Annotated in this window: 18 protein-coding genes and 1 tRNA gene; 5 read left to right on the top strand and 14 right to left on the bottom strand. The window is 67.2% G+C overall.

The genetic code is table 11. The features are described 5' to 3' along the window. Positions 1 to 3 precede the first annotated feature (3 nt). From ACSFCA_RS10065 to ACSFCA_RS10055, 3 genes are all read right to left on the bottom strand, one after another. Positions 4 to 813, bottom strand: coding sequence for an AP2 domain-containing protein (locus ACSFCA_RS10065; RefSeq protein ID WP_258352852.1), 810 nt, complete (start codon positions 811 to 813; stop codon positions 4 to 6). A 242-nt stretch (positions 814 to 1,055) separates the two neighbouring features. Continuing rightward, complete coding sequence (locus tag ACSFCA_RS10060; protein WP_435459092.1) at positions 1,056 to 1,871, bottom strand: AP2 domain-containing protein; 816 nt, start codon at positions 1,869 to 1,871, stop codon at positions 1,056 to 1,058. A 181-nt stretch (positions 1,872 to 2,052) separates the two neighbouring features. After that, positions 2,053 to 4,731, bottom strand: coding sequence for a winged helix-turn-helix domain-containing protein (locus ACSFCA_RS10055; RefSeq protein WP_435459093.1), 2,679 nt, complete (start codon positions 4,729 to 4,731; stop codon positions 2,053 to 2,055). Between the two features lie 105 nt (positions 4,732 to 4,836). On the opposite strand from ACSFCA_RS10055, the gene ACSFCA_RS10050 reads away from it, so the two are divergent. The 4 genes from ACSFCA_RS10050 to ACSFCA_RS10035 all read left to right on the top strand — a co-directional run bounded on the left by ACSFCA_RS10050 (position 4,837) and on the right by ACSFCA_RS10035 (position 12,124). Beyond that, complete coding sequence (locus ACSFCA_RS10050) at positions 4,837 to 5,619, top strand: SDR family NAD(P)-dependent oxidoreductase (protein ID WP_093056669.1); 783 nt, start codon at positions 4,837 to 4,839, stop codon at positions 5,617 to 5,619. 145 nt (positions 5,620 to 5,764) lie between these two features. Continuing rightward, positions 5,765 to 9,619: a patatin-like phospholipase family protein gene (locus ACSFCA_RS10045; RefSeq protein WP_435459094.1), complete on the top strand. Its 3,855-nt coding sequence runs from the start codon at positions 5,765 to 5,767 to the stop codon at positions 9,617 to 9,619. A gap of 97 nt (positions 9,620 to 9,716) precedes the next feature. Then, the gene (locus ACSFCA_RS10040; protein WP_435459095.1) at positions 9,717 to 10,895 is read left to right on the top strand and encodes an acetyl-CoA C-acetyltransferase; all 1,179 of its coding nucleotides are present in this window, start codon (positions 9,717 to 9,719) and stop codon (positions 10,893 to 10,895) included. 59 nt (positions 10,896 to 10,954) lie between these two features. After that, on the top strand, positions 10,955 to 12,124 hold the full coding sequence (locus ACSFCA_RS10035; RefSeq protein WP_435459096.1) for a GGDEF domain-containing protein: 1,170 nt from the start codon (positions 10,955 to 10,957) through the stop codon (positions 12,122 to 12,124). Positions 12,125 to 12,133: 9 nt separating this feature from the next. Here ACSFCA_RS10035 and ACSFCA_RS10030 read toward each other — a convergent pair whose 3' ends face one another. The 5 genes from ACSFCA_RS10030 to ACSFCA_RS10010 form a co-directional block, all read right to left on the bottom strand. Continuing rightward, the gene (locus tag ACSFCA_RS10030) at positions 12,134 to 13,012 is read right to left on the bottom strand and encodes a DMT family transporter (protein ID WP_435459097.1); all 879 of its coding nucleotides are present in this window, start codon (positions 13,010 to 13,012) and stop codon (positions 12,134 to 12,136) included. A 36-nt stretch (positions 13,013 to 13,048) separates the two neighbouring features. Next, entirely contained in the window at positions 13,049 to 13,828 is a 780-nt protein-coding gene (locus ACSFCA_RS10025) for a helix-turn-helix domain-containing protein (RefSeq protein ID WP_435459098.1), read from the bottom strand. A 17-nt stretch (positions 13,829 to 13,845) separates the two neighbouring features. After that, positions 13,846 to 14,091 carry a hypothetical protein gene (locus ACSFCA_RS10020; protein WP_435459099.1) on the bottom strand — a complete coding sequence of 82 codons (246 nt, stop codon included), beginning with the start codon at positions 14,089 to 14,091 and terminating at the stop codon, positions 13,846 to 13,848. A gap of 64 nt (positions 14,092 to 14,155) precedes the next feature. After that, positions 14,156 to 14,950, bottom strand: coding sequence for a phosphodiesterase (locus tag ACSFCA_RS10015; protein WP_435459100.1), 795 nt, complete (start codon positions 14,948 to 14,950; stop codon positions 14,156 to 14,158). Positions 14,951 to 14,988: 38 nt separating this feature from the next. Then, entirely contained in the window at positions 14,989 to 15,660 is a 672-nt protein-coding gene (locus ACSFCA_RS10010) for a nitroreductase (protein WP_258352861.1), read from the bottom strand. Positions 15,661 to 15,782: 122 nt separating this feature from the next. Between ACSFCA_RS10010 and ACSFCA_RS10005 the strand changes: the two genes are divergently transcribed. Then, complete coding sequence (locus tag ACSFCA_RS10005; protein WP_435459101.1) at positions 15,783 to 17,423, top strand: 3-(methylthio)propionyl-CoA ligase; 1,641 nt, start codon at positions 15,783 to 15,785, stop codon at positions 17,421 to 17,423. A gap of 218 nt (positions 17,424 to 17,641) precedes the next feature. On the opposite strand, the gene ACSFCA_RS10000 is transcribed toward ACSFCA_RS10005, so the two are convergent. The 6 genes from ACSFCA_RS10000 to ACSFCA_RS09975 all read right to left on the bottom strand — a co-directional run bounded on the left by ACSFCA_RS10000 (position 17,642) and on the right by ACSFCA_RS09975 (position 21,781). Then, positions 17,642 to 18,115: a hypothetical protein gene (locus ACSFCA_RS10000; RefSeq protein ID WP_435459102.1), complete on the bottom strand. Its 474-nt coding sequence runs from the start codon at positions 18,113 to 18,115 to the stop codon at positions 17,642 to 17,644. A 294-nt stretch (positions 18,116 to 18,409) separates the two neighbouring features. Beyond that, entirely contained in the window at positions 18,410 to 18,886 is a 477-nt protein-coding gene (locus ACSFCA_RS09995) for a copper chaperone PCu(A)C (protein ID WP_258352864.1), read from the bottom strand. A 33-nt stretch (positions 18,887 to 18,919) separates the two neighbouring features. Continuing rightward, positions 18,920 to 19,537 (bottom strand): SCO family protein, encoded by a 618-nt coding sequence (locus tag ACSFCA_RS09990; RefSeq protein WP_435459103.1) that lies wholly within the window; start codon positions 19,535 to 19,537, stop codon positions 18,920 to 18,922. 116 nt (positions 19,538 to 19,653) lie between these two features. Continuing rightward, positions 19,654 to 20,058: a DUF2946 family protein gene (locus ACSFCA_RS09985; protein WP_435459104.1), complete on the bottom strand. Its 405-nt coding sequence runs from the start codon at positions 20,056 to 20,058 to the stop codon at positions 19,654 to 19,656. A gap of 80 nt (positions 20,059 to 20,138) precedes the next feature. Then, a tRNA-Met gene (locus tag ACSFCA_RS09980) sits at positions 20,139 to 20,215 on the bottom strand. Positions 20,216 to 20,269: 54 nt separating this feature from the next. After that, the gene (locus tag ACSFCA_RS09975; RefSeq protein ID WP_435459105.1) at positions 20,270 to 21,781 is read right to left on the bottom strand and encodes a vWA domain-containing protein; all 1,512 of its coding nucleotides are present in this window, start codon (positions 21,779 to 21,781) and stop codon (positions 20,270 to 20,272) included. Between the last annotated feature and the right edge of the window lie 49 nt (positions 21,782 to 21,830).

Genomic DNA, 21,830 nt, shown 5'->3' with positions numbered 1-21,830 from the left:
CCTTCATCCGTTGTTCCGCTTGGCGCTGGATGCCGCCGCCCGTGCGCGCGGCTTGCGCTGCGAGGCTGGCTGGGCCGCAGCTTCTTCTTCGGCGCGCAGCTTCTCGGCGAGCTGACTTGTCCGCTCGGCGATGGCCAGGCTCTTGGCCATTTCGGCGCCGTGCACCTTCACCGAGAACGCCTTGCTCACGCTGCCCTTGCCTGTGCTGTAGGTAATGGCCAGCCAGTAGCCGGGATGGCTGGGGTTGGGCGTCTTGAAGTGCACGCCGCTCACGCCGCTGGTGTTGTTGCGCCGGGTGATCTCGGATTTCGAGCGCTTTGCCGTGCGCGGCCCGGGCGGATGGGCCGACAGCCCCATGCGGATCGCCTCCTCGGCCGGGTGTATGCGCGCCAGTCCCGTCATGCGCTTGAGCTGCTGCGCGCGCTCCTGGATCGCCAGCGCCTGCGCGTCGTCGCCCAGGTCCGCGACGGAGAAGTCGGTGCGAAGAATTTCGTCGGGCGCGATGTAGGTCTTGGCCATCCACGCCCGCACACGGCCGCCCGGCGCAAGATGGTGGAACACGCCCGTCACGCCGGTGCTGTTGTTGGTGCGGTGTTTTTCGGCCCGCTCGCGGCGCGCCTGCGGCGGCACGCTGCGCACGATGAAGTCGCGCCAGTCCTGCGCGTGGAGCAGGGCCTGTTCCGCGCCGCCATAGCTGGCCTTGCCGAACAGCCTGTGATGGCGAACGCCGTTGCGAACGATGGAAACTTCGAAACCCCAGGACCTGGAGTAGATGCCGTACATGGCTGCCGGGTTGGGGATACCTTTGGGCATTCTCGACGTGATGCTGCTACTTTTGCGCTCAGTTTTACTGAGTCTGATGGGCTCCCCGATCTGCTCGTCGCTCATCGGCGCGCGCATTTCGCAGCTATTTTGGCCGAAGCGCCATGACGATTCCGCGGAAGCGGTCATGCCCGGGACAAAGCGGGGGATAGCGCCGGGAACAGCACCGGGGATAGGGCGTGCATTTTCACCGGCCCTCGCGCGAACGAGGCCGGTCCCGAGGGGCTGCACTCTCACTGCTGCGGCCTCGCCTCGGCGGCGGCCTGGGTGGTCTGCCGGGTCTCCTGCCGGAAGGGAATGACGAGCAAGTCGGCGGTGGAGGTTTTCGGCATCAGCTTCTGCTCGAGCTGGCGCTCGCGCTCCTCGATGGCCAGCAGCTTGGCCTTCTCGGGCCCGTGCTCCTTGATGGAGAAGGCCTTGCTCACGCTGCCCTTGCCCGCGGTGTAGGTAATGGCGAGCCAGTAGCCCGGGTGGCCCGGATTGGGGGCCTTGAAATGCACGCCGCTCACGCCGCTGGAATTGGTGCTGCGCCTGATCTCGGACTTCGAGCGCTTGGGCGCCAGCAGTTCGGAGTGGCTGGCCGGCGGGCTCTTGCGGATCGTTTCCTCGGCCGGATGCAGCTTTGCCAGCCCGGCCATGCGCTCCAGCTGTCGCTCACGCTCCTCGATGGCCAGCGCCTGCGCGGCCTCGCCCACCAGGTTCACGGGAAAGTCGGTGCGCAGGATCTCGTCCTGCCCGATGTAGGTCTTGGCAACCCAGGCGCGCACCCTGCCGCCCGAGGCGACCTGGCAGAAGACGCCGGACACGCCGGTGGTGTTGTTGATCCGCAGCTTCTCGGCCCGGGTGCGCCGCGGCACCGGCGGCACGCTGCGCACCACGCCGTCGCGCCAGTTCTGTGCCTGCAGCAGCGCCTGCTCCTCGCCGCCGTAGCTGGCGCGGCCGAACTGCTTGTAGTAGCGCGTGCCATTGCGCACGATCGACACCTCGAAGCCCCAGGCACGAGGGTAGATGCCATACATGGCGGCGGGGTTGGGAATACCTTTGGGCATGGTGGCTTCGGCTTGCGTCGCTCTCTGTTGCTTGCGGTACCGCAGCGTTCGGAAGGCGCGGTTCCTGAGAGGGATGCTAGGGATTGCGAGGCGGCCGGGGTATCACCGGAATCCGTAGTAATCGTGACTGCCGAAGTCACGCCTGAAGAACAAAGTTCTACATCGAGAGCCGGGCAGGCCGCTACCTGATCACCCCGAGCCTGCGCGCGATTGCCACGGCCTGCGTCCGGCTCTTCGCGTCCAGCTTCATGTTGATGTTGCGCAGGTGCGTGCGCACCGTGCTGTCCGACACGAACAGCTTCTCCGCCATCGCGTTGTTCGAGTAGCCCTCGGCCAGCAACTGCAGCACGCGGATTTCCTTGCGCGTCAGCGGCTCCTTCATGGCGTTGTCGCCGGTCGGCGCCTCCGCTTCGCCTGCTACCGCCGGTCCCACGGCTTGCAGCAGCCGTTGCAGATGATCCGCCAGGATCGGGTCGTTGGTGCTGCTGCTGCGCGCGCCCTCATGCTGCGCCGCCGCATACCGATGCACCAGCATTCCCACGGCCGGCCCTTCGTCGAGGATCAGCCGCATGAACCCTTCCTGGCTTGCCGTCTGCAGCACTTCGCCGAATTCGTCGACGGCGGCGGCCACGTCGCCGACACGCTGCAGCGCCAGCGCGCGCAGCACCTTGAGCTTGAGCACGCGCCGGTTGCGGGCCGAGGCCAGCGCGGCGTGCAGCTCCGCGTCGAGCACGCCCAGCGCCGCGCGCGCATCGCCGAAGGCGATCTCCCAGCGTGCCTTCGCCAGCGCGAGGTAGTCGAGGTCGTGCGCGGGCAGGCGCTGCCGCTGCTCGCGTTCCCACAGCGCGGGGTCGTCGGCGCGCAGCAGTTCGTCGTGCGAGGCGGGCCCGTTGCCCTGCAGCAGCAGCATGCGCGAGCGCTCCAGCTTGGCGCCCGCCACCACGCGCGGCAGCTGCCGGTGGTGGCCCAGGTATTCGAGCTCGGTCAGGGCCTGGAAGGCTGCGTCGATGTCGCCCGCATGGAAGGCGAGGCGCGAGCGCATCACATGGCTCAGGATCATGTGGTCGGGCAGGCCCACGTCGCGCGCCAGCGGCAGGTACACGTTCAGCAGGTGCTCGGCCTGCACGAGCTGGTTGGTCTCGTACACGGCGCCCGCGTACAGCACGCCGGCCCATGCATTGCCGTGGCTGTGGTTGTAGGACACCGCATGCGTCGAATCGACCGCCATGCGCAGCCGCGCGGTGGCCTGCCGCAGCCGGCCTTCGTGCAGGTCGAACAGGCCCGCCAGCGACTCGGTGTACATGCGGTTGAAGGTGCTGTTGCCCTGCTCGCGCCGAGCCACGTCGAGCAGGCGCCGCGCTTCCTGCTGGTCGCCGCGCACGGCCAGGATGTGGGACATGGCGTTGAGCAGCACGCTGTCGGCAAAGGCCAGGCCGGTGGGCAGGCGCGCCAGGCTCGGGCGGCCGGCTTCGTAGGCCTCGTCGTGCCGGTCCTGCATGGCCAGCAGCAGGGGCACCAGCGTGTGGGCGCTGGCGCGCACTTCGGCAATGGGGCTGTCGAGGCAGCCCGACTGCTCGAGCTGCCGCATCGCGTCCCACGGGCCATGGGTGAAGCAGGTGGCCCAGAGCGAGATGGGCTGCAGGAACGGGTGTTCGCGCAGCTGATGCTCGGGTATGGCCGAGAACCAGCGCGCCAGCATGCGCATGCGGCCCTGTTCGAGGAACTGCGTCGCGTAGCTGTCGAGCAGGGTCAGCGCATACGGGTGGTCGCCGCCTTCGATGGCATGGTCGATGGCAGGCACGGGGCGGTCGTGCGCTTCGTACCAGCCCGCCGCCGCCAGGTGCAGGCGCTCCAGCTCGCCGGGCTGCTCGCGCGCCAGCTGCGCGCGCAGGAAGTCGGCAAACAGGCTGTGATAGCGCCATGCATCGCCGTCGCCGCTCACGGGCGTGACGAACAGGTTCGATGCGGCCAGCCGTTCGAGGATGGCCGCGCAGTCCACGCGCGGGCACAGCGCCTGGCACACCGACGCGTCGAGCTGCCGCAGGATGCTGGTGCGCAGCAGAAAGTCGCGTATCTCCTGCGGCTGGTGCGCGAGCACGTCTTCGGCCAGGTAGTCGGCCACGGCGCGGTCTGAGCCTGAAAAGCGTTCGACAAAACCGCTCGTGGTGCCATGCCGCTCCAGCGCCATCGACGCGAGCCAGATCGCGGCCACCCAGCCTTCGGTCTTGCGGTGCAGCTGCGACAGCATGTCGGCCGGCAACGCCTGGGTTGCCTGCACTTGGCGCAGGCTGAAGAAGGCGCTGGTTTCTTCGAGGCTGAAGCGCAGGCGGTCGGTGTCGATCTCCATCAGCTGGCCGCGCGCGCGCAGGCGCCCCAGGCCCAGGTCGGGCAGGCTGCGCGAGCCGATCACGATCTGCCCGCGTCGCGGCAGGTGCTCGATGATTTCGCGCACCAGCCCCAGCACGGCCGGCTCCTGCACTCTTTCGAAGTCGTCGAGAAACAGCGTGAAAGGCGAGTCGTGCGCGGCCAGCGCGGCCACAGCATCGAAGGGCGCATTGGCGAGCGGCTCTTCCACACCCAGGCGCTGCACGGCCTCGGCCAGGCAGGCGAGAAAACGCGATACGTCGTTGTCGGCACGGTCCAGCGTGAGCCACGCGGTGGCAATGCCCTGCGCCTCCATGCGCTCGCGAATCTGCGCCATGGCTGTCGTCTTGCCGAAGCCGGCCGGCGCCCGCACGAGCACCAGCTTCACGGCTGCCGAGGCGATCTCCTCGCTGATAGCGGTGCGCAGCACCTGCGTGGCGACGAAGGCCGGGGGGTTGAGCTTGGTTTCGAGAATCCGGGGTGTGGGGGACTGCATGCGGTGCTGCTGAAATCCCGTCGTTTCCGACGATGTGTGCGGCTGATTCTGCTTCCTAAACTGGCTGTGGACAAACCCGTCAAGACACCTCAAGGACACCAGCAGATGCAACTCGATTCCAGCATTGCAGCCGTCGTCACCGGCGGCGCCTCGGGGCTCGGCGCCGCCACCGCGCGCCGCCTTGCCAGCCACGGCGTGAAGGTCGCGCTGTTCGATCTCAACGCCGAGCAGGGCGAGGCCTTGGCCAAAGAGCTGGGCGGCGTCTTCTGCAAGGTCGACGTCACCTCCGAAGAGCAGGTCGACGCGGCCTTCGCCAAGGCACGCGCGGCGCACGGCCAGGAGCGCGTGCTCGTCAACTGCGCCGGCACCGGCAACGCGGTGAAGACCGCGAGCCGCGACAAGGCCACCGGCGAGATCAAGCACTTTCCGCTCGCGAATTTCGACCGCATCATCCAGATCAACCTGGTCGGCACTTTCCGCTGCATCGCCAAGTCGGCGGCCGGCATGCTCACGCTCGACATGCTGCAGGACGGCGAGCGCGGCGCCATCGTCAACACCGCCTCGGTGGCGGCGCAGGACGGCCAGATGGGCCAGGCGGCCTACACCGCGTCGAAGGCCGGCATCGTCGGCATGACGCTGCCGATTGCGCGCGACCTCATGAGCGAGGGCATCCGCGTGAACACCATCCTGCCGGGCATCTTCGACACGCCGCTGCTGCAGGGCGCGCCCGACAACGTGAAGGCCGCGCTGGCGGCGTCGGTGCCATTCCCCAAGCGGCTGGGCAACCCGGCGGAATACGCGACGCTGGCGGAGCTGATGATCACCAACGGCTACTTCAATGGCGAAAGCGTGCGGCTCGATGGCGCCATCCGCATGGCGCCGCGCTGAGCGGTTCGACCCTCCGCACGCTCGCGCACGGACATACCTCTTATGGGGGATGTGCAGGCGCGCACCTTCCGATTGAATTCGCAGCCAGAGGCAGCATGGCCGGCCGACGCATCGGCCGCACCAGGTGCCACTGGAGGGGAATTCGATGAGCGCTATCGACGAAGAGGTGACCAGGCGCCGTGCCGCGCTGGGCGACCCCGCCTTGACAGGTTCGACCCAAAAGTGGGGGCTTGCGCTTTCGGGTGGTGGCATCCGCAGCGCAACCTTCTGCCTCGGCGTCTTCAGCGCGCTCGCGCGGCGAGGGGCGTTGCTGCGCTTCGACCTGATGTCTTCGGTGTCGGGCGGCGGCTATGCCGCCTCCATGCTCGGGCGGCTCTTCAGCCGGGCGCGCAATCGCGCGGATCTCGATCGCATCCAGGACGAAGTCGGCAAGGCAGGGTCGAGCTGGTTCATCTGGTGGCTGCGCGCCAACGGTCGCTACCTGATTCCGCGCGGGCCGCTCGATCGCACCTTCGCGGTGGCGCTGTACCTGCGCAACCTGCTCGGTGTGCACGTGGAGCTGGGCCTGGTGTCCGTGCTGGCGGGGCTCGCGCTTGCAGCGCTGAATCTGGTGGTCTGGTGGGGCATGGCGGAAGTGGGGTATCTGCCCGGCATCGCGGGCTACTTTCAGTGGCTGGCCGAGTGGCTGCCGTCGTGGACGCCGGTGGTCTGGTTGGCGCTGCCGGTGGTCGGGGTGTTCGTGCTGGTCCATGCGTCGGCATATTGGGCCGTGCCGTGGGTGGCGGCCACGCGCCAGCAAGGCGGCGTCTGGAGGATCTGCCTGGGCGTGCTTGTCGCGAGTGCCCTGCTGCTCGGGCTGGGCCTGACATTCGGAGATATCCGCAGCGAGACCGGCGACGATCTCAGGAACTTTCTCTGGAGCGGTTTCGGCGTGCTGATCGCCGTCTGGTTCTTTGCCGTGCGTCTGGCGGATGGCGTGTTGACGGAGTCCGAGGACCGCGGCACCCACCAGCCACAGCCCGACAAGGCGCGGAACCTCCTGACGAACAAGCTCGCCTTCAGTTTTCGCGTGCTGATCGTCGTGCTGGCGGTCGGGCTGGCCGATCGGCTCGCATGGCATGTGGCGTTCCAGCAGATCGGGCTGGCGAGCGCGGGCATTTATCTCGCGATGGCAGCGGCAGTGTTGCGTGTGGTGCTGCCGCTGGCGTCGAACCTGGTGCCGGGGCGGTCGACGTCGAAGGCCCTCATGGCCATTGCGCATCTGCTGGGCTATTTGCTGGCCTTCCTGCTGTTCGCGTGGTGGGTGTCGCTGGTGTACAAGGCCGTGCTCGGCGGGCTGTTCGTGCCGCGCCAGGACCTGGCTTTTTCCGATGCATGGCGCATCTGGGGGCTGCTGCTGGTGCCGGTCGTGAGCTATCTCTGGTGCACGGGCAAGACGCCGGCGTTCCTGAACCTCTCGTCGTTGCATGCCTTCTACCGGGCACGGCTGATCCGCAGCTATCTGGGTGCGGCCAACGCGCAGCGTTTCGGCCAGCCTTCGGCGCAGGGCGCGTACGGGGTTCTGGGGGCGTTGGACTCCGTGCCGGCGGTGTTCCCGCCGAACCTGGACACCGCCTCGGTCAACACCATCGTTGCGGACGATGACGCCGATCTTGCGCACTACAAGCCGCAGGCCTCAGGAGGACCGGTCCACCTGCTCAATGTGTGCCTCAACCAGACCAAGGACCCGAGGGGGCAGCTCTTCAACCAGGACCGCCGCGGCCTGTCGTTGACCGTGGCATCGGGCGGCCTCATGCGAGTGGGGCAGGAAGAGTGGAAGGAGCTGAAAGGCAGCGACACGCCGATGACGCTCGGCAGCTGGATGGCCGTGTCGGGTGCCGCCGTGGCACCGGGCCTGGGCAAGCTCACGCGCGGCGGCGTGGCTGCGCTGCTCGTGTTCGCGGGCGTGCGGCTGGGCTACTGGTGGCGCCAGCCGGAGAAAGACAAGAAGCATTGGTCGGATTTCCTGACCAAGTCGTGGGGCCTGATGCGCGAGACGCTGGCGATCTTCGAGGGCAAGGAAGGCCGCGACTGGTTCATGACCGATGGCGGGCATTTCGAGAACACCGGCGCCTACGCGTTGCTCTCGGAGCGCGCGGAAGTCATCGTCGTGGTGGATTGCGGAGCCGACCCCGACTACACCTTCGGCGATGTCGAAAACCTGGTGCGCAAGGCACGCATCGACTTGCAGGCCGACATCGAGTTCCTGCGGCCCCGGCGGGCACTGCCGGGCGAGGTTCCGCGAGGGCTGGCGTCGGAGCCCTCGGGCTTCTACGGTGCGCTGCACGCATTCGGCTCGCTGCAGGAGCTGGCCTCGAACGCGAGCAATGCCTGCCTGGCGGTGGCCCGGATCAACTACGCCGACAGGGACGGAGTTGTGGAGGTCGGGCCGAAGCTGACGCGGGAGCGCGGAATCCTGCTGATCGTCAAGCCGAACATGTGCAAGGGCCTGCCCATCGATCTTCAGAACTTCAAGCGGGCAGCGCCAACCTTTCCCCAGGAAACGACCGCCGACCAGTTCTTCTCGGAAGCGCAATGGGAGAGCTACTTCCGGCTCGGGCAGGTCCTGGCGCAGGACCTGAGCCCGGCATTCATCGAAGCTCTGCGCGCGGACTGCGTCAAGCACGAACCGGCGCATTTCGTGCCGGACGACTGCTCGGTGGCCCTGTCGGGCGCTGCGCTGAACGGCGACGAAAAAACGGCGCGCGGGCGCATCATCGGCAGCGTGGGCGCCACGGCGGTGGGCGCGTCGATCGGGCTGGGCGCGGCGGCGACGCTGGGGGTGTCCGCGTGGCAGGCGATCGACAGCGTGAAGGTGGGGAGCGCCAGCCGCGTGGACAGGGAGCGCAAGGCGCTCGATGAACTGAGCGATCTCTGGAGCAAGCTGCCCGCGGCTCTTCCTGCGAATGCCAGGCCGACGCAGGTCGCTCCCCAGCTCGAGGCGCTGGCCAGCGAGCTTCTCAAGACCGCGGACACGCTGTGCCCGGCCGGTGAGGTGGACTGGTTCAAGCGCTCCGAGCTGGCCAAGCGCATCTACGCAGACACCCTCGCCGAGTGCAGCAAGGTGGTGCCTTATGTCTTTTCTCGCGCTTGCAAGGGGCTTGTGGAGGCGGAGCATCCGGAGGCGCAGAGCGGGCTTGCCGCCTGCCTCAAACAGGGGCCGGACAAGGTCGCCAAGGAGCCGCTGCCGCGCTATTGGGGTTATGACTATTCGGCCGCGGCGCCGCTCGATGGCATGCACCTTTGCAGTTCTTTCCGTGCCGAATTGCTTGTGGCCCGTAATCACTATCTGACGGATTACGGAGAGGCTGGCGATCAGAGCGCTTCGCCGTCCGGGAAGGATGCAGGAGCGTCGAAATCGGACGGTCTTGGTGAGCGTCGCGCGTGTCCCACGGTAGAGACGAAGCCAGCCGGGGCTCCGCCGGCGGTGGGTGCTCCTCCCGTGAATGCACCGGTTCCGGCGCCGCCGCCCGCGCCGGCGGCTTCCGCGCCCGCCCCGGCTGTACCTGCCGCATCGCCGCCTTCCGCCGCGCCACCTCCCGCCGCGCCGCTTGCACCGGCTGCTGCCGTGACGGCGCGAGCCACCTCGGCACCTGCGGCGACGTCTGGCAGCGAGGGCCCGAAGAGTGAAATCTGCAAGGGCGTGCAGGTCTACATCCAGATTTACGACGGCAGCCAGAGAGACGCCGCACGCACCTATCGTGAGGGTTGGCAGGGCATGGGCGCCAGCGTGCCTCCGATCGAGAACGTCACGGAGTCGGCGCGCAAGAACAACCTCCCGCCGCCGAGGCAGGTGAGCCAACCCACGGTGCGCTATCACGACAAGGCATCGATCGGTTGCGCCTACGCGCTGCGCCGCGATGCCAATTGGTCTGTGGAGCCGCTGTCCCCCCGACTCAAGCCGAGCAACCGCACCGTCGAAGTCTGGATTCCGACCTCGGCGTCACTCTCCGCGAAGTAGGGGTACCCAAAACCGTCCGTTCCGACGACGCCGCGCCGCGGTGCGGCATCAACAATGCTCCGATCTGCCGTACTGATCACGCAACCGGAGAATTTCCATGCCCGAAGCATTCATCGTCGCCGCCGCACGCACCGCCGGAGGCCGCCGCAACGGCCGCCTTGCCGGCTGGCACCCGGCCGACCTCGCCGCGCAGGTGCTCAACGCCCTGGTGGAGCGCACCGACGCCGACCCCGCGCTGGTCGAGGACGTCATCATGGGCTGCGTCGACCAGGCCGGCGAGCAGTCTTCCAATATTGCGCGCAACGCGGTGCTGGCGTCGAAGCTGCCCGAATCGGTGCCGGCCACTTCGGTCGACCGCCAGTGCGGCTCGTCGCAGCAGGCGCTGCACTTCGCGGCGCAGGCCGTGATGTCGGGCAGCATGGACATCGTGATCGCCGCCGGTGTGGAAAGCATGACGCGCGTGCCGATGGGCATGCCCAGTACGCTGCCGCTGAAGAATGGCCTGGGCTTCTACGTGAGCCCGCTCATGGCGCAACGTTACCCCGACATCCAGTTCAGCCAGTTCACCGGCGCCGAGATGATCGCCAGGAACTACGGCATCGAGAAAGACGAGCTCGACCGCTATGCGCTGGAAAGCCACAGGCGCGCCATTGCCGCCACCCAGGCCGGCCTCTTCGAGCGCGAGATCGTGCCGATTGCGGTGCGCATGGCCGACGGCACCGAGCCCGGCGAGCTGCACACCACCGACGAGGGCATCCGCTACGACGCCACGCTGGAGAGCATCGCGGCCGTCAAGCTCATTGCCGAAGGTGGGCGCTGCACCGCCGCCACCGCCAGCCAGATCTGCGACGGCGCCAGCGGCCTGCTGGTGGTGAACGAGCGCGGCCTGAAGATGCTGGGCGTGAAGCCGCTCGCGCGCATCCACCACATGAGCGTGATGGGCCACGACCCGGTGATCATGCTGGAGGCACCGCTGCCCGCCACGCAGCGTGCGCTGAAGAAGGCAGGCATGAAGATCGAGGACATCGACCTGTACGAAGTCAACGAGGCCTTCGCACCGGTGCCGCTGGCCTGGCTGCAGGCGCTGGGCGCCGACCCGGCCCGGCTGAACGTGAACGGCGGCGCGATCGCGCTGGGTCATCCGCTTGGCGCCTCGGGCACCAAGCTGATGACCACGCTGGTCCACGCGCTCGGCCAGCGCGGCAAGCGCTACGGCCTGCAGACCATGTGCGAAGGCGGCGGCATGGCCAACGTGACCATCGTCGAGCGGCTCTGAGCGCGGCGCGCCCGCGCTGCGGGGCGCCCGGATCGGCGATGCCAACATAATCGGGCCCCATGGGCGCCCTGCCAGCCATCCTCGATCCCCGCTCCGTCATCATTCTTGCGGGGCTCATGGGCGTGGTGATGGCGCTCGTGATGTTCTTCATGCGGCGCAGCTACCCGGCCACCATCCAGGGGCTGGACGAGTGGTCCCAGGCGCCGCTCATGGCGTTCGTGAGCACCATGCTGTTTGCGGCGCGCGGCTTCTTTCCGGACTTCCTCACGATCGTCGTCGCCAACTTCGTGCTGTACCAGGCCTGCATCCTGTACTACGCGGGCAGCCAGAAATTCCTGCTCGGGCGGCGCGACACCCGGGGCTGGACGGTGCTGAACGGCTGCCTGGCGCTGGCCATGTTCTGGTTCAGCAGCGTGAAGCCCGACTTCGAGACCCGCCTGCTGCTCATTACCCTGGCGGTGTCGGCGCTGTTTTTCTTCCACGCCCAGCTGTACATGCGCCACGAGGGCGGGGTGTTCGGCAAGCGGCTGATGATCGGGCTGCTGCTGGCGCAGGCGCTGGTGGCCGGCCTGCGCTTCGTGTCGGTAGTGGCGGGGCTGGCTGGCAGCAGCCTGATGGACGGCACATGGATCCAGGCGCTCTACATCAGCATGTACTCGTTCACCGTGCTGCTGCTGTCCATCGCCGTCATCCTCATGGCCACCGACCGGGTGCACACTGAGTTCGAATACCTGGCCACGCGCGACCCGCTCACCGGTGCGCTCAACCGTCGTGCGGTGCTGGATGCATGTGGCGCCGTGTTTACCTCGGGCCGCCGGCGCATGGCGCTGCTGATGGTGGACCTTGACCACTTCAAGGACATCAACGACCGCTTCGGCCACCAGATGGGCGACGCGGTGCTGCGCGAGGCCGTCGGCCGCATGCAGCGCGCCATCGGCGACAAGGGCCTGCTGGGGCGCTACGGCGGCGAAGAGTTCGTGGTGCTGCTGCCCGATGTCGGCAAGGCCGAGGCGATGGAGATCGCCGCGCGCCTCAAGCAGAACATCGACGAACCGTTCCCGGCCGATTCGCCGATGGCCGCTGTCGGCTCGATGGCGGTGAGCATAGGCGTGGCGGCCAGCGAGAGCGGCACGGGCAGCACTGGCGTCGACGATGTGCTGGCGCTGGCCGATGCGGCGCTGTATCGCGCGAAGGCGATGGGGCGGGATCAGGTGATTGCGGCTGCCTGAGGGTCGTTGTCACCGCCGGACCGCACCGCTCGCCAGCACGATCCCCGGCACCACCAGCGCCAGGGCCAGAAGCACCGCACCGGTGATCGGTTCGTTCATCCAGACCGCCGCGCCCAGCGTGGTCAGCACCGGCACCAGCGCCGCCGACAGCGACGCGCGCGGCGCGCCGAGCCGCGCGACGGCCACCATGTAGACCACCAGCCCAAGCACTCCCGCGACCACGCCTTGCGTCGTGGCTTGCAGCGCGATATCGGGCCATGGCGCGCTGAGCAGCTGCGGTGCACCGACGATCAGCAGCACAGGCAAAAGCGTCAGCGCCGACCACCCGTTCACGAACGCTGCGCCCTGCCACGGCGTGAGTCCGCAGTGCGCGAACGCGAGCGAATGCATGGCCCACAGCATGGCCGCCGCAAGGAAGAGCAGATCACCGCGCCAGTCGAGCGAGCCGCCGCGAAAGCTCCCCGCAGCGAACAGCGCCATGCCGATGGCAATGCAGGCCAGCCCAACAAGCCTGGCGCCCTCGACCTTCTGCCCCTTGTGAAGCCACGCGCCAATGGCGGTGAAGAGCGGCAGGCTGCCTGCCATGAAGATGCCCATGTGGCTCGCGGGCGCCCATTGCGCGCCGGCCAGCACCAGCAGCCCGAAGGGCAGGCCGCCGCCGATGACGAGGAGCGCGAGCACCAGCCGCGAGGCCTTCGGCGCGATGCGCTTGCTGCCGAACCACAGCGGCGCGAGCAGCAGTGCGGGGATGCCGTAGCGCATCAGCGCCAGTTCCATCGGCCCAAGCGTGGTGGTCACGCCGTGGCGCGAAACGAGTTGCCAGGCGCTGCCGATGAAGGCTGCGGTCAGCGCGGCGAGCAGGCCGGCGGAAAGATTGCGATCCATCATCGCGGCGAGTCTCGCGACCGCGCCGCGCGGCGGCTATCAAATTCGTGCGCTGCCGGCGAGCACGCGGCGGGCTTCGCCCAGCGTCACGCCCACCTCGCGGCGGAACACCGCGCCCAGGTGGCTCTGGCTGCAATAGCCGAGGTCGTGCGCGATGCCCGCGAGGTCGCTGTCGCCATCGACGAGCCGCTCCATGGCTACTGCGAGCCGCAGATGCTGGCGGTACTGATGAAGGCTCAGGCCAGTCTGCTGCCGGAAGCTGCGTGCCAGATGGAATGGCGAGCGCGAGACTGCGTCGGCCACTTCGCGCATCGGGAGCTTCGCCTCCCGGTCGGCGGTTTCCGCGAGCAGCCGCTTCGCGCGCATGACCGCACCCGTCAGCGGCAGTTGCCGGCGCGACATGCCGAGTTCATCGACCAGTGAAGCGATGGCATCGGCACCGGCATCGCCCGCACGCAGTTGCCGCTGCGCCGCGTGAACCCGGTACAGCGACCGTGGTGAAAGCAGGCAAAACACCGGCGCCGCATCTGCGCGAGACGGCCGGTGCCGACTGACGACCATGCTGTGTCGGGCTGCATGCACCACCGGCCGCAGTTGATAGACCATGGCGTCGCAGAACTGCATGGCGGTGAGCCCGTCGACCAGCCAGGTGCCGTTGCCCGTGCGCACATCTAGCACCGTGCGGCCCACCGGGAAGATGATGCGCCGCGATTCCAGCGTGTAGGGGATGCTCCAGTCAGGCCCTTGCTGCGCGTGGGAGCGCACGTGCTCGACCGTGAACTCGTGTCCGGTGTAGAGGAGGGTGCGTTCCTGTGGCATGACTGGATGGCCGTTGACTACTTTTCGCCCCAGCGCCAGCGCGGTGGCTCGCCCTTGATCCAGCAGACGGCGACGAGCGCGATGGTCAGCCCCATGAGGGCCGCGAAAAACAGCAGGGGTTCCCGTTCGGGGCGGATGGACAACACAGCCGTCACCACCAGCAGGCCGTACGCGGCCATCACCGCCCAGCCTTGCCAGCAGTTGGGCAGGCCCCAGCCCCAGCCGTAGCGCTTGGCGGGAAACCAGTAGGGCTGCTTTTGCATCACGTCTCCTTGTCGATTTGCCGGATTCTGTCCGCTCTGCCTGAAGAGATGCTGAGCTTCAGCCTCACGCAAACGGATAAGGCCCTTGCATCTTCCCGATGTGGCTCACATGGCTCACCATGCCGTGCACCTCGTCCCACAGATGCAGCATGCAGCCGGGCCGGCCCATGTAGGAGGCCGGCGCCGCATCGGCGGCCAGCTGCAGCGCGATCTCGGTCGTGCTGCTCGGGCATGAACACACGACCGTGCCCGCCCAGCGCCGCAGCATGGTGCGGTGCACGTGGCCGCACAGCACCAGCTCGATGTTGGGGGCGCCGCGCACGATGGCCTCGAGCGGCGCCGTGTCCATGTAGCGGTACGTATCCATGTAGGGAATGCCGCTCACGAAGGGCGGGTGATGCAGCATCAGCAGCGTCGGCTTGATGCGGTCGGCTTCGAGCGTGCGCCGCAGCCACTCCAATCCTTGCGCATCGATGCCGCCATGGTGAAGGCCGGGAATGCACGAGTCCAGCGCCACGATACGCACCGCATGGTCGTCGATGCAGTAGTGCAGCGCGCCTTCGGCCGGCAGGTATGCATGGTCCGCGAAGGCCGCACGAAAGTTCTCGCGGTGGTCGTGGTTGCCGGGAATCACGAGGTACGGAATCGTCAGCTTCGCGAGCAGGTGCCGCACCTGTGCGTATTCCTCGGGCTTGCCTTCGTCGACGAGGTCACCGGTCAGCAGCACCAGGTCGGGCTTGCGGTCGAGCGCGTGCAGGTGGTCGATGGCTTCCTCGAACATGCGGTTCGAGTCGGCCACGCCCTGGTAGAGCTGGCCGGCGGGGCGGATGTGGGGGTCGGAGATCTGTGCGATGAGCATGCCGCATCATCAAGCACGATCCGTTCCCTCCGGTGAATTCAGATGCCGACGAACTCGGCCACGTCGGCCAGCGGCGCGCGCTCGGTCACCAGCGCATCGAGCGGTCGGCTGCGGTCGGCATAGCCGATGGACATGCCCGTGAACAGCATGCGTTCGGGCGGCAGCGCGATGAACTGGCCGATGGTCTGCGGGTAGATCGCCCAGCACTCCTGCGGGCAGCTGTCGAGCCCTTCTCCGCGCAGCAGCAGCATCACGTTCTGCAGCATCATCCCCAGGTCGGACCACTGCGGCGGGCCCATGCGGCGGTCGACGCTGCAGAACAGCGCGAGCGGCGCGCCGAAGAACTGGTAGTTGCGCGCAAACCATTCGCGGCGCGCGGCCTTGTCTTCGCGGGGAATGCCCAGCCGCGCATACATCGCCTCGCCCACGGCGAAGCGGCGGTCGCGGTATGGCGCGACAAGCTCGCGCGGGTAGATGTCGTACTCGCTGCCTTCGCCGGTGGGCGCCTCCTGCACGCGCGTGCGCATGATCGCCTTGAGCTCGGCGAGTTTTTCTCCACCCACCACATGCAGGTGCCACGGCTGCAGGTTGCCGCCCGAAGGCGCGCGCAGCGCCTGCTCGACGACGCGGCGGATGACATCGCCGGGCACCGGCGTGTCGAGAAAGTCGCGCACCGAGCGGCGGGTGGCGATGGCGTCCTGAACGTTCATGCAAAAGTCCTCTTGAAGGGCCATGCTAGGGGCAACCCTCGAACGACCTCAATCGTCCGTTCCGACGATGCGGCGCCGAGTGGCGGCTGCCTAGCATCGCCCCAGCGTACAGGAGACAAAACATGTTCGGATTGATGCAAGACCGCCCGCTGCTGATCTCGTCGCTCATCGACCACGCAGCCACCTTCCACCCGCATGCCGAAGTCGTGGGTCGCACGGTGGAGGGGCCGGTGCATCGCACCAACTACGCGGAGATACAGCGCCGCGCCAAGCAGGTGGCCAACGCGCTGAAGACGCTGGGCATCGAACCCGGCGACCGCGTGGGCACGCTCGCGTGGAACACGTACCGCCACCTGGCGCTGTACTTCGGCGTGTCGGGTTCGGGTGCGGTGCTGCACACGGTGAACCCGCGGCTATTTCCGGAGCAGATCGACTACATCGTCAACCACGCCGAAGACAAGGTGCTGTTCTTCGATGCCAACTTCGCTCCGCTGGTCGAGAAGCTCGCCCCCGGCCTGAAGTCGGTGCGCGCCTTCATCGCGATGACCGACCGTGCCCACATGCCCACCATCGACGTGCCCAACCTGCTGTGCTACGACGAGCTCATCGGCGCGCAGAACGAGACCTACGCCTGGCCCGAGTTCGACGAACGCACCGCCTCGTCGCTTTGCTACACCTCGGGCACCACCGGTAATCCGAAGGGCGTGCTGTATTCGCATCGCTCCACGGTGCTGCACTCGCTGATGGAATGCGCGCCCGACACCTTCGGCGTCAACTCGCAGATGACGCTGCTGCTCGCGGTGCCCATGTTCCACGCCAACGCATGGGGCATGCCTTATGCGGCCGCGATGACCGGCATGAAGCTCGTCATGCCCGGCCCGCACATGGACGGCCAGAGCCTGTACGAGCTGATGCGCGACGAGAAGGTCGGCTTCTCGCAGGCCGTGCCGACCATCTGGCTCATGCTGTTCCAGTACTTCGACGCGCACCCCGAAATCGACACGCGCGCCATCGGCCTCAAGCGCATCGGCGTGGGTGGTGCGGCCACGCCGCGCAGCATGATCGAACGCTTCGAGCGCGACTTCGGCGCCGACTTCGTGCAGGGCTGGGGCATGACCGAGACCAGCCCCATCGGCGTGATCGGCAACCTGCTGCCCAAGCACCTGTCGATGCCGAAGGAAGAGCAGATGCGCGTGAAGATGCGCCAGGGCCGTGGCGTGTGGGGCGTGGAGTTGAAGATCGTCGGCGAGGACGGCCAGCGCCTGCCGCACGACGGCAAGGCCTTCGGCCATCTGCACGTGCGCGGCCCGTGGATTGCGAGCGGCTACTTCAAGAGCGAGGGCGGCCCGGCGCTCGACGCCGAGGGCTTCTTCCCGACAGGCGACGTCGCCAACATCGACGAAGACGGCTACGTGCAACTGGTCGACCGCGCGAAGGACGTCATCAAATCGGGCGGCGAATGGATTTCTTCCATCGACCTGGAGAACGCCGCGAGCATGCACCCGGCAGTGGCCGAAGCGGCGGTGATCGGCATCGCGCATCCGAAGTGGCAGGAGCGTCCGCTGCTCATCGTGGTGAAGCGTGCGGGTGTCGAAGTCACGCGCGAGGAACTGCTCACTTTCCTTGCACAGCGCGTCGTGAAGTGGTGGCTACCGGAAGACGTGGTCTTCGTCGACACGCTGCCGCATACAGCCACCGGCAAGCTGCTGAAGACCAAGCTGCGCGAGCAGTTCAAAGGTTACGTTGCGACGACATCTGTTTGACGGTTTGATGACTTGTTAGATTTTTCTGTGGACAACTCTGTGAGTTGTGGGTGGAGGCGCAGAGGCGAAGCGAGGATTGGCGTGGCTTCCCACCACGTTGCCTGTTGAATAGGCAGCCCGTCGATGGGGGAGGCCGAAAGGCATAGGGTGGGCGCATATGTATACAAACAGGAGGGGCGATCGGCGTCGACTCCCTCCTATAACTGGACACCGCGAAACTAGCTGGTGCCCCGCGCCAGCTGAGCCCGCCCGAACGGCGTGATGCGCCGGATCACCGCCAGCTCCTGCGGCTCGCGGCTCTCCTTCCACGCCAGCACCGGGCTGATCGCCGCGTCGACGAACCCGGCCTGCTTCAGCGCCTCGATGCAGTTGATCTCCTGCGCGTCGTCCACGCGAAGCGGGAATGTCGAACGCTCGATCATGCGCAGGTAGTGCAGCGGTTCGATGCCCATGCGTGCCGGCTTCGGTGGTGCGTCGGTGTTGCTGGCGTTGCGACCGCGCAGGTTGTCGATCTCGGCGTGCCCCTCGTCGGTGATGCAGACCACCAGCGCCGCCTGCGCCAGCCTGTAGCTGCCCCCGGTGTCGAAAGCAGGGTCGATGGCGGCCTCGATCAGGCCGGTTGCTTTCAGGACGGAAACGCGTCGCACGTCCTGCGCGTCCGTCACGTGCATCGGCAGGCGAGCGTGTTCCAACTGAAGAAGGTAACTGAGCGGCACCGAAGATCCCCTGTCTACGTTTTCCCCGGCCCTCAACGCCGCGTCATGCCGTCCAGCCAAAGCAGGGGCGGCAAGAACGCCCCCCGACTTCCTGAACAACTCATGCGCCTCGGACCAATCCAGCCCGCGAGGGTGTTGGTCGAGAAGGGTGTGAATTGTGAATATTTGTCAACAATTCTTGTAGGACGGCCGGTCGAGCGCCATCACCGAAACAGGGTATTTCCTCTGGCCGGGTTCTGGGGTTTCAGAGAAAGCAGTCGACGCGCTCGCTCAGTGCTTGTGACCGCCGTGTCCCGCGGGCTGCGCAGAGGCATTGAGCGCCCGCACTGGCGCTTTCACTTCGACGGATTCACGCTTGCCGTCCTTGCCTTCGAACACCAGCGTCAGCGGCACGGTGTCGCCTTCCTTCACCTGCTGCTTGAGGTCGAGCAGCATCACGTGATAGCCACCGGGCTTGAGCTCGACGTTCTTGCCCGCGGGCAGGTCGAGCGCGGGGACCTGGCGCATGCGCATCACGTTGTCCTGCATGGCCATTTCGTGCACCTCGACGACGGGCGTGACGGGCGAGCTTGCCGAGACCAGTTTGGTGTCTTTCGCGGCGCTGAGCTGCATGAATGCGCCGGTGGCCTTCTGTTGCGGCACGGTGGCGCGCACCCAGGCGTCCTTGACGGTGACCTGGGCGTGGGCGTGTGCGGCGAGCAATGCGGCGGTGGCGATGAGGAGGGTGCGTGCGATGGGGTTTTTCATGAATGAAATCTCCTGGAGTTGAAGTGATGGAAGTCAGGCGGATGCGGTCTGAAGGATCTGGCGAAGGTCTTGCGCGCATTCTTCCGCGCTCTGTTCGTGGCGCAGCACGAGGCGGATCTTTCCCTTCGGGTCGAACACGTAGCTGAAGGCCGAGTGGTCCATGGTGTACGAGGAGCCCGTGGGCACTTTCTTGTAGAACACCTTGAAGTCTTTCGCGGTCTCGCTGGTTTGCTGCATGTCGCCATAGAGGCCGATGAAGCTGGCGTCGAAGGCCTGCGTGTAGGCCTTGAGCACGACAGGCAGATCACGCTCGGGGTCGACGGTGACGAAGATCACCTGCAGGCGCTCGCCGTCCGCGCCGAGCAGTCGCTTGATTTCTGCCGCGCGCACGAGTGCTGTGGGGCACACGTCGGGGCACTGGGTGAAGCCGAAGAACATCATCACGGCCTTGCCTTTGAAGTCGGCCAGCGTGCGTTCATGGCCGTCCGCGTCGGTCAGGCGGAAGTCCTGCGCGTATCCGGCGCCGGTGATGTCGACGCCGTTGAAGCTGGCGGGCAGCACCTTGTCGCAGGCTGCGAGGGTCGTGAGTGCGGCGAGGCTGCCGACGGACAGCAGCAGGAAGCGCCTTGTTGGATGGGGTGTGTGGATCATTGAAAAAGCTCTCTTCGGCACAGGTGCGGGTGCCGATGGATTCATTGCAGGAACACACGCGATGGGCGAGCCTCGACCGAGGCGGCAGCATCACGCGCGCAAGAACTGAAGAAGCGTCAGGAGAGCGAAGGAGGCCCGCGCGCCGGCAAGGGCGCCGCAGTGACCGCGGCGATGTGCGCGGACGGAATCGCCTGGACTGCACGAGCCAGCGGCATGAGCGCGGGCAGCTCGACGATGGGTGTTGTCGCGGGCGGGGCTCCGTTGAGCACGCACAGCGGGCAGTCCATGTGGCCCGCGCCCAGCTCTTGCGCGCCGTCGTCGGTGTGCACGATGGCTTTCACCGAGCCGGCGTTCGAGCAGACCAGTTCCACGGTCTGCGGATGCACGACCGGCGAGGCGATGGCCGCGCCGAGCGACAGCGCGAACCACAGCAGCACCCAGCGGATCAGGTCCACGCCCGGACGCTGCAGGCCCGCGCGGGCGGCGGGCCGGTTCGGTGTGGCGTAGGGAGGCGCGAGCATCGGCGCGGATTATCGGTCAGCATGCTCGGTAAAGAAAAAAGCCTTGTAAGTCATTGACTCACAAGGCTTTTTCGTTTTGTTGGTGGCTCTTCACGGACTCGAACCGCGGACCTGTGGATTATGATTCCATCGCTCTAACCGACTGAGCTAAAGAGCCGTCAGTGCTGATTTGCACCGAGCCCAAAATTATAGCCCAGGCTGAGGGCCCAGTTCAACCACCCGCGGGCAACTTGCCCAATTCTTCGGAAACGAGCCGCACGATCAGCTTGTCCAGCGTCTGCACCGAGTAGTTGCCGACGTCGTGCACCGTCTGCGTTCCCGGGCCGCTCGCCGGGTTGGTCGCTTCCCTGTAGGTCAGGAACACGAAGCGTCCGCCGGTGTACTGCGCGATCTGGCGCTGGATGTATTCGCCCTGCTTGTCGAGCCCCGAGGCGCCCACGCTCAACACCTTGATGCCCTTGCCCAGCGCGGCGACCATGTCGTCGTCGTAATGCGGGCCGCCGTAGTCGAGGTGCGGCGGAGCGTCGGCCAGCAGCACCACGAGGCGCGTGGTGCCGTTGCCGCGCCAGCTCATCTTGTGGATGGTTTCGTTCAGGGCCTCGTTCATCGCCTCGGGGTAGTCGCCGCCGCCTGCAGCACGCAGCGCATCGAGCACGCCCTGGAAGGCGTTGAGGTCGTTGGTGAAGTCGTGGCGGCGCACGAGAAATTCGTCGGTGCGGTCGCGATACGCCACCAGGCCAAAGCAGGTGTCGGGGCGGCTCGGCAGTTTGGCGACCTGGTCGGCGATCGTGCGCAGGGTGGTCTTGAGCTTCGCGATCTCGTCGTCCATCGAGCCGGTGGCGTCGATCAGGAAGACCAGGTCGAGCCGGGCGCGCGCGGGCACGGCGCCGGGCTTGCCGTCGAGCACGACGTCGATGGCGTTCTTCTGGCCACGCTGCAGGAAGGCGGTGCTCTGTCGGCCGTTCTTGCGCACGGTCACTTCGTACACCGGGCTCTGCGCCTTGTCGAAGGCGTTCGGATGCAGCCATGCGCGCCCGCCCGCATCGGTGCGGGCCCACATGGCGGCGCCGTTCGCGGCCTGCACGGCCACTTCGGCATCGGGCACGACTGCGCCGCGCGCGTCGCGCACCTGGAGCAGGTAGCGCGCGCTGATGTCGCGCTCGCGGTGAACGACCTGGGTGCGGCCGCGAAAGGCCAGGTATTCGCTGAAGTCGGCGTTGTCGTCGACCATGCCGGCGGTGACGGGCTCGTTGGCGGGGCGCGGGGCCTGGGCTGGCGGCTGGAGGCCGCCGCTTATGCGTGCCGCGGGGGCTGCCGGTGTAGCGGGTGCCGGTGGAACTTCCGCGATGGCGGCGTCGGCCCGGGCCTCCGCTGCGGGAGCCGGCATGGATTTCGCCGCCGAAACCGAAGGCGCCACAGGGCGACGCAGCGAGTAGTCCTTCAACGCATCGGTGCCCGCGGGTTCGCGCCGGGTTTCGGAAACGCGCGCCATGCCCGGTGTCTCGTAGGTCTGGACCGGCCTCGCGCAGTGCGTGGCCGACGGCGCCTCGAAGTTCGGCACCGTCTGCGCTACCTGCAAGCGGCTGTCGGGTGCGGGCGTGGGCCAGCGCGTGGCGCCGGCAACGGCAGGGGGCTCGGTGGCGCCGCAGGCGGTCAGGAGCAGTTGGGCGCACAGCAGCACGACGAGCGGGCGGCGAAACCTGGGAACGAAAGCTTGGGTCATGAAAGCACTCCGGGTGGTTGGGTGCAGGCTGATACGGCCGGCCACCGCC

It is taken from the genome of Variovorax multivorans, from assembly GCF_051216835.1.
In the GTDB taxonomy this organism is placed as follows: Bacteria; Pseudomonadota; Gammaproteobacteria; order Burkholderiales; family Burkholderiaceae_C; genus Variovorax.
This window is presented reverse-complemented; position numbering and strand designations above follow the sequence as displayed.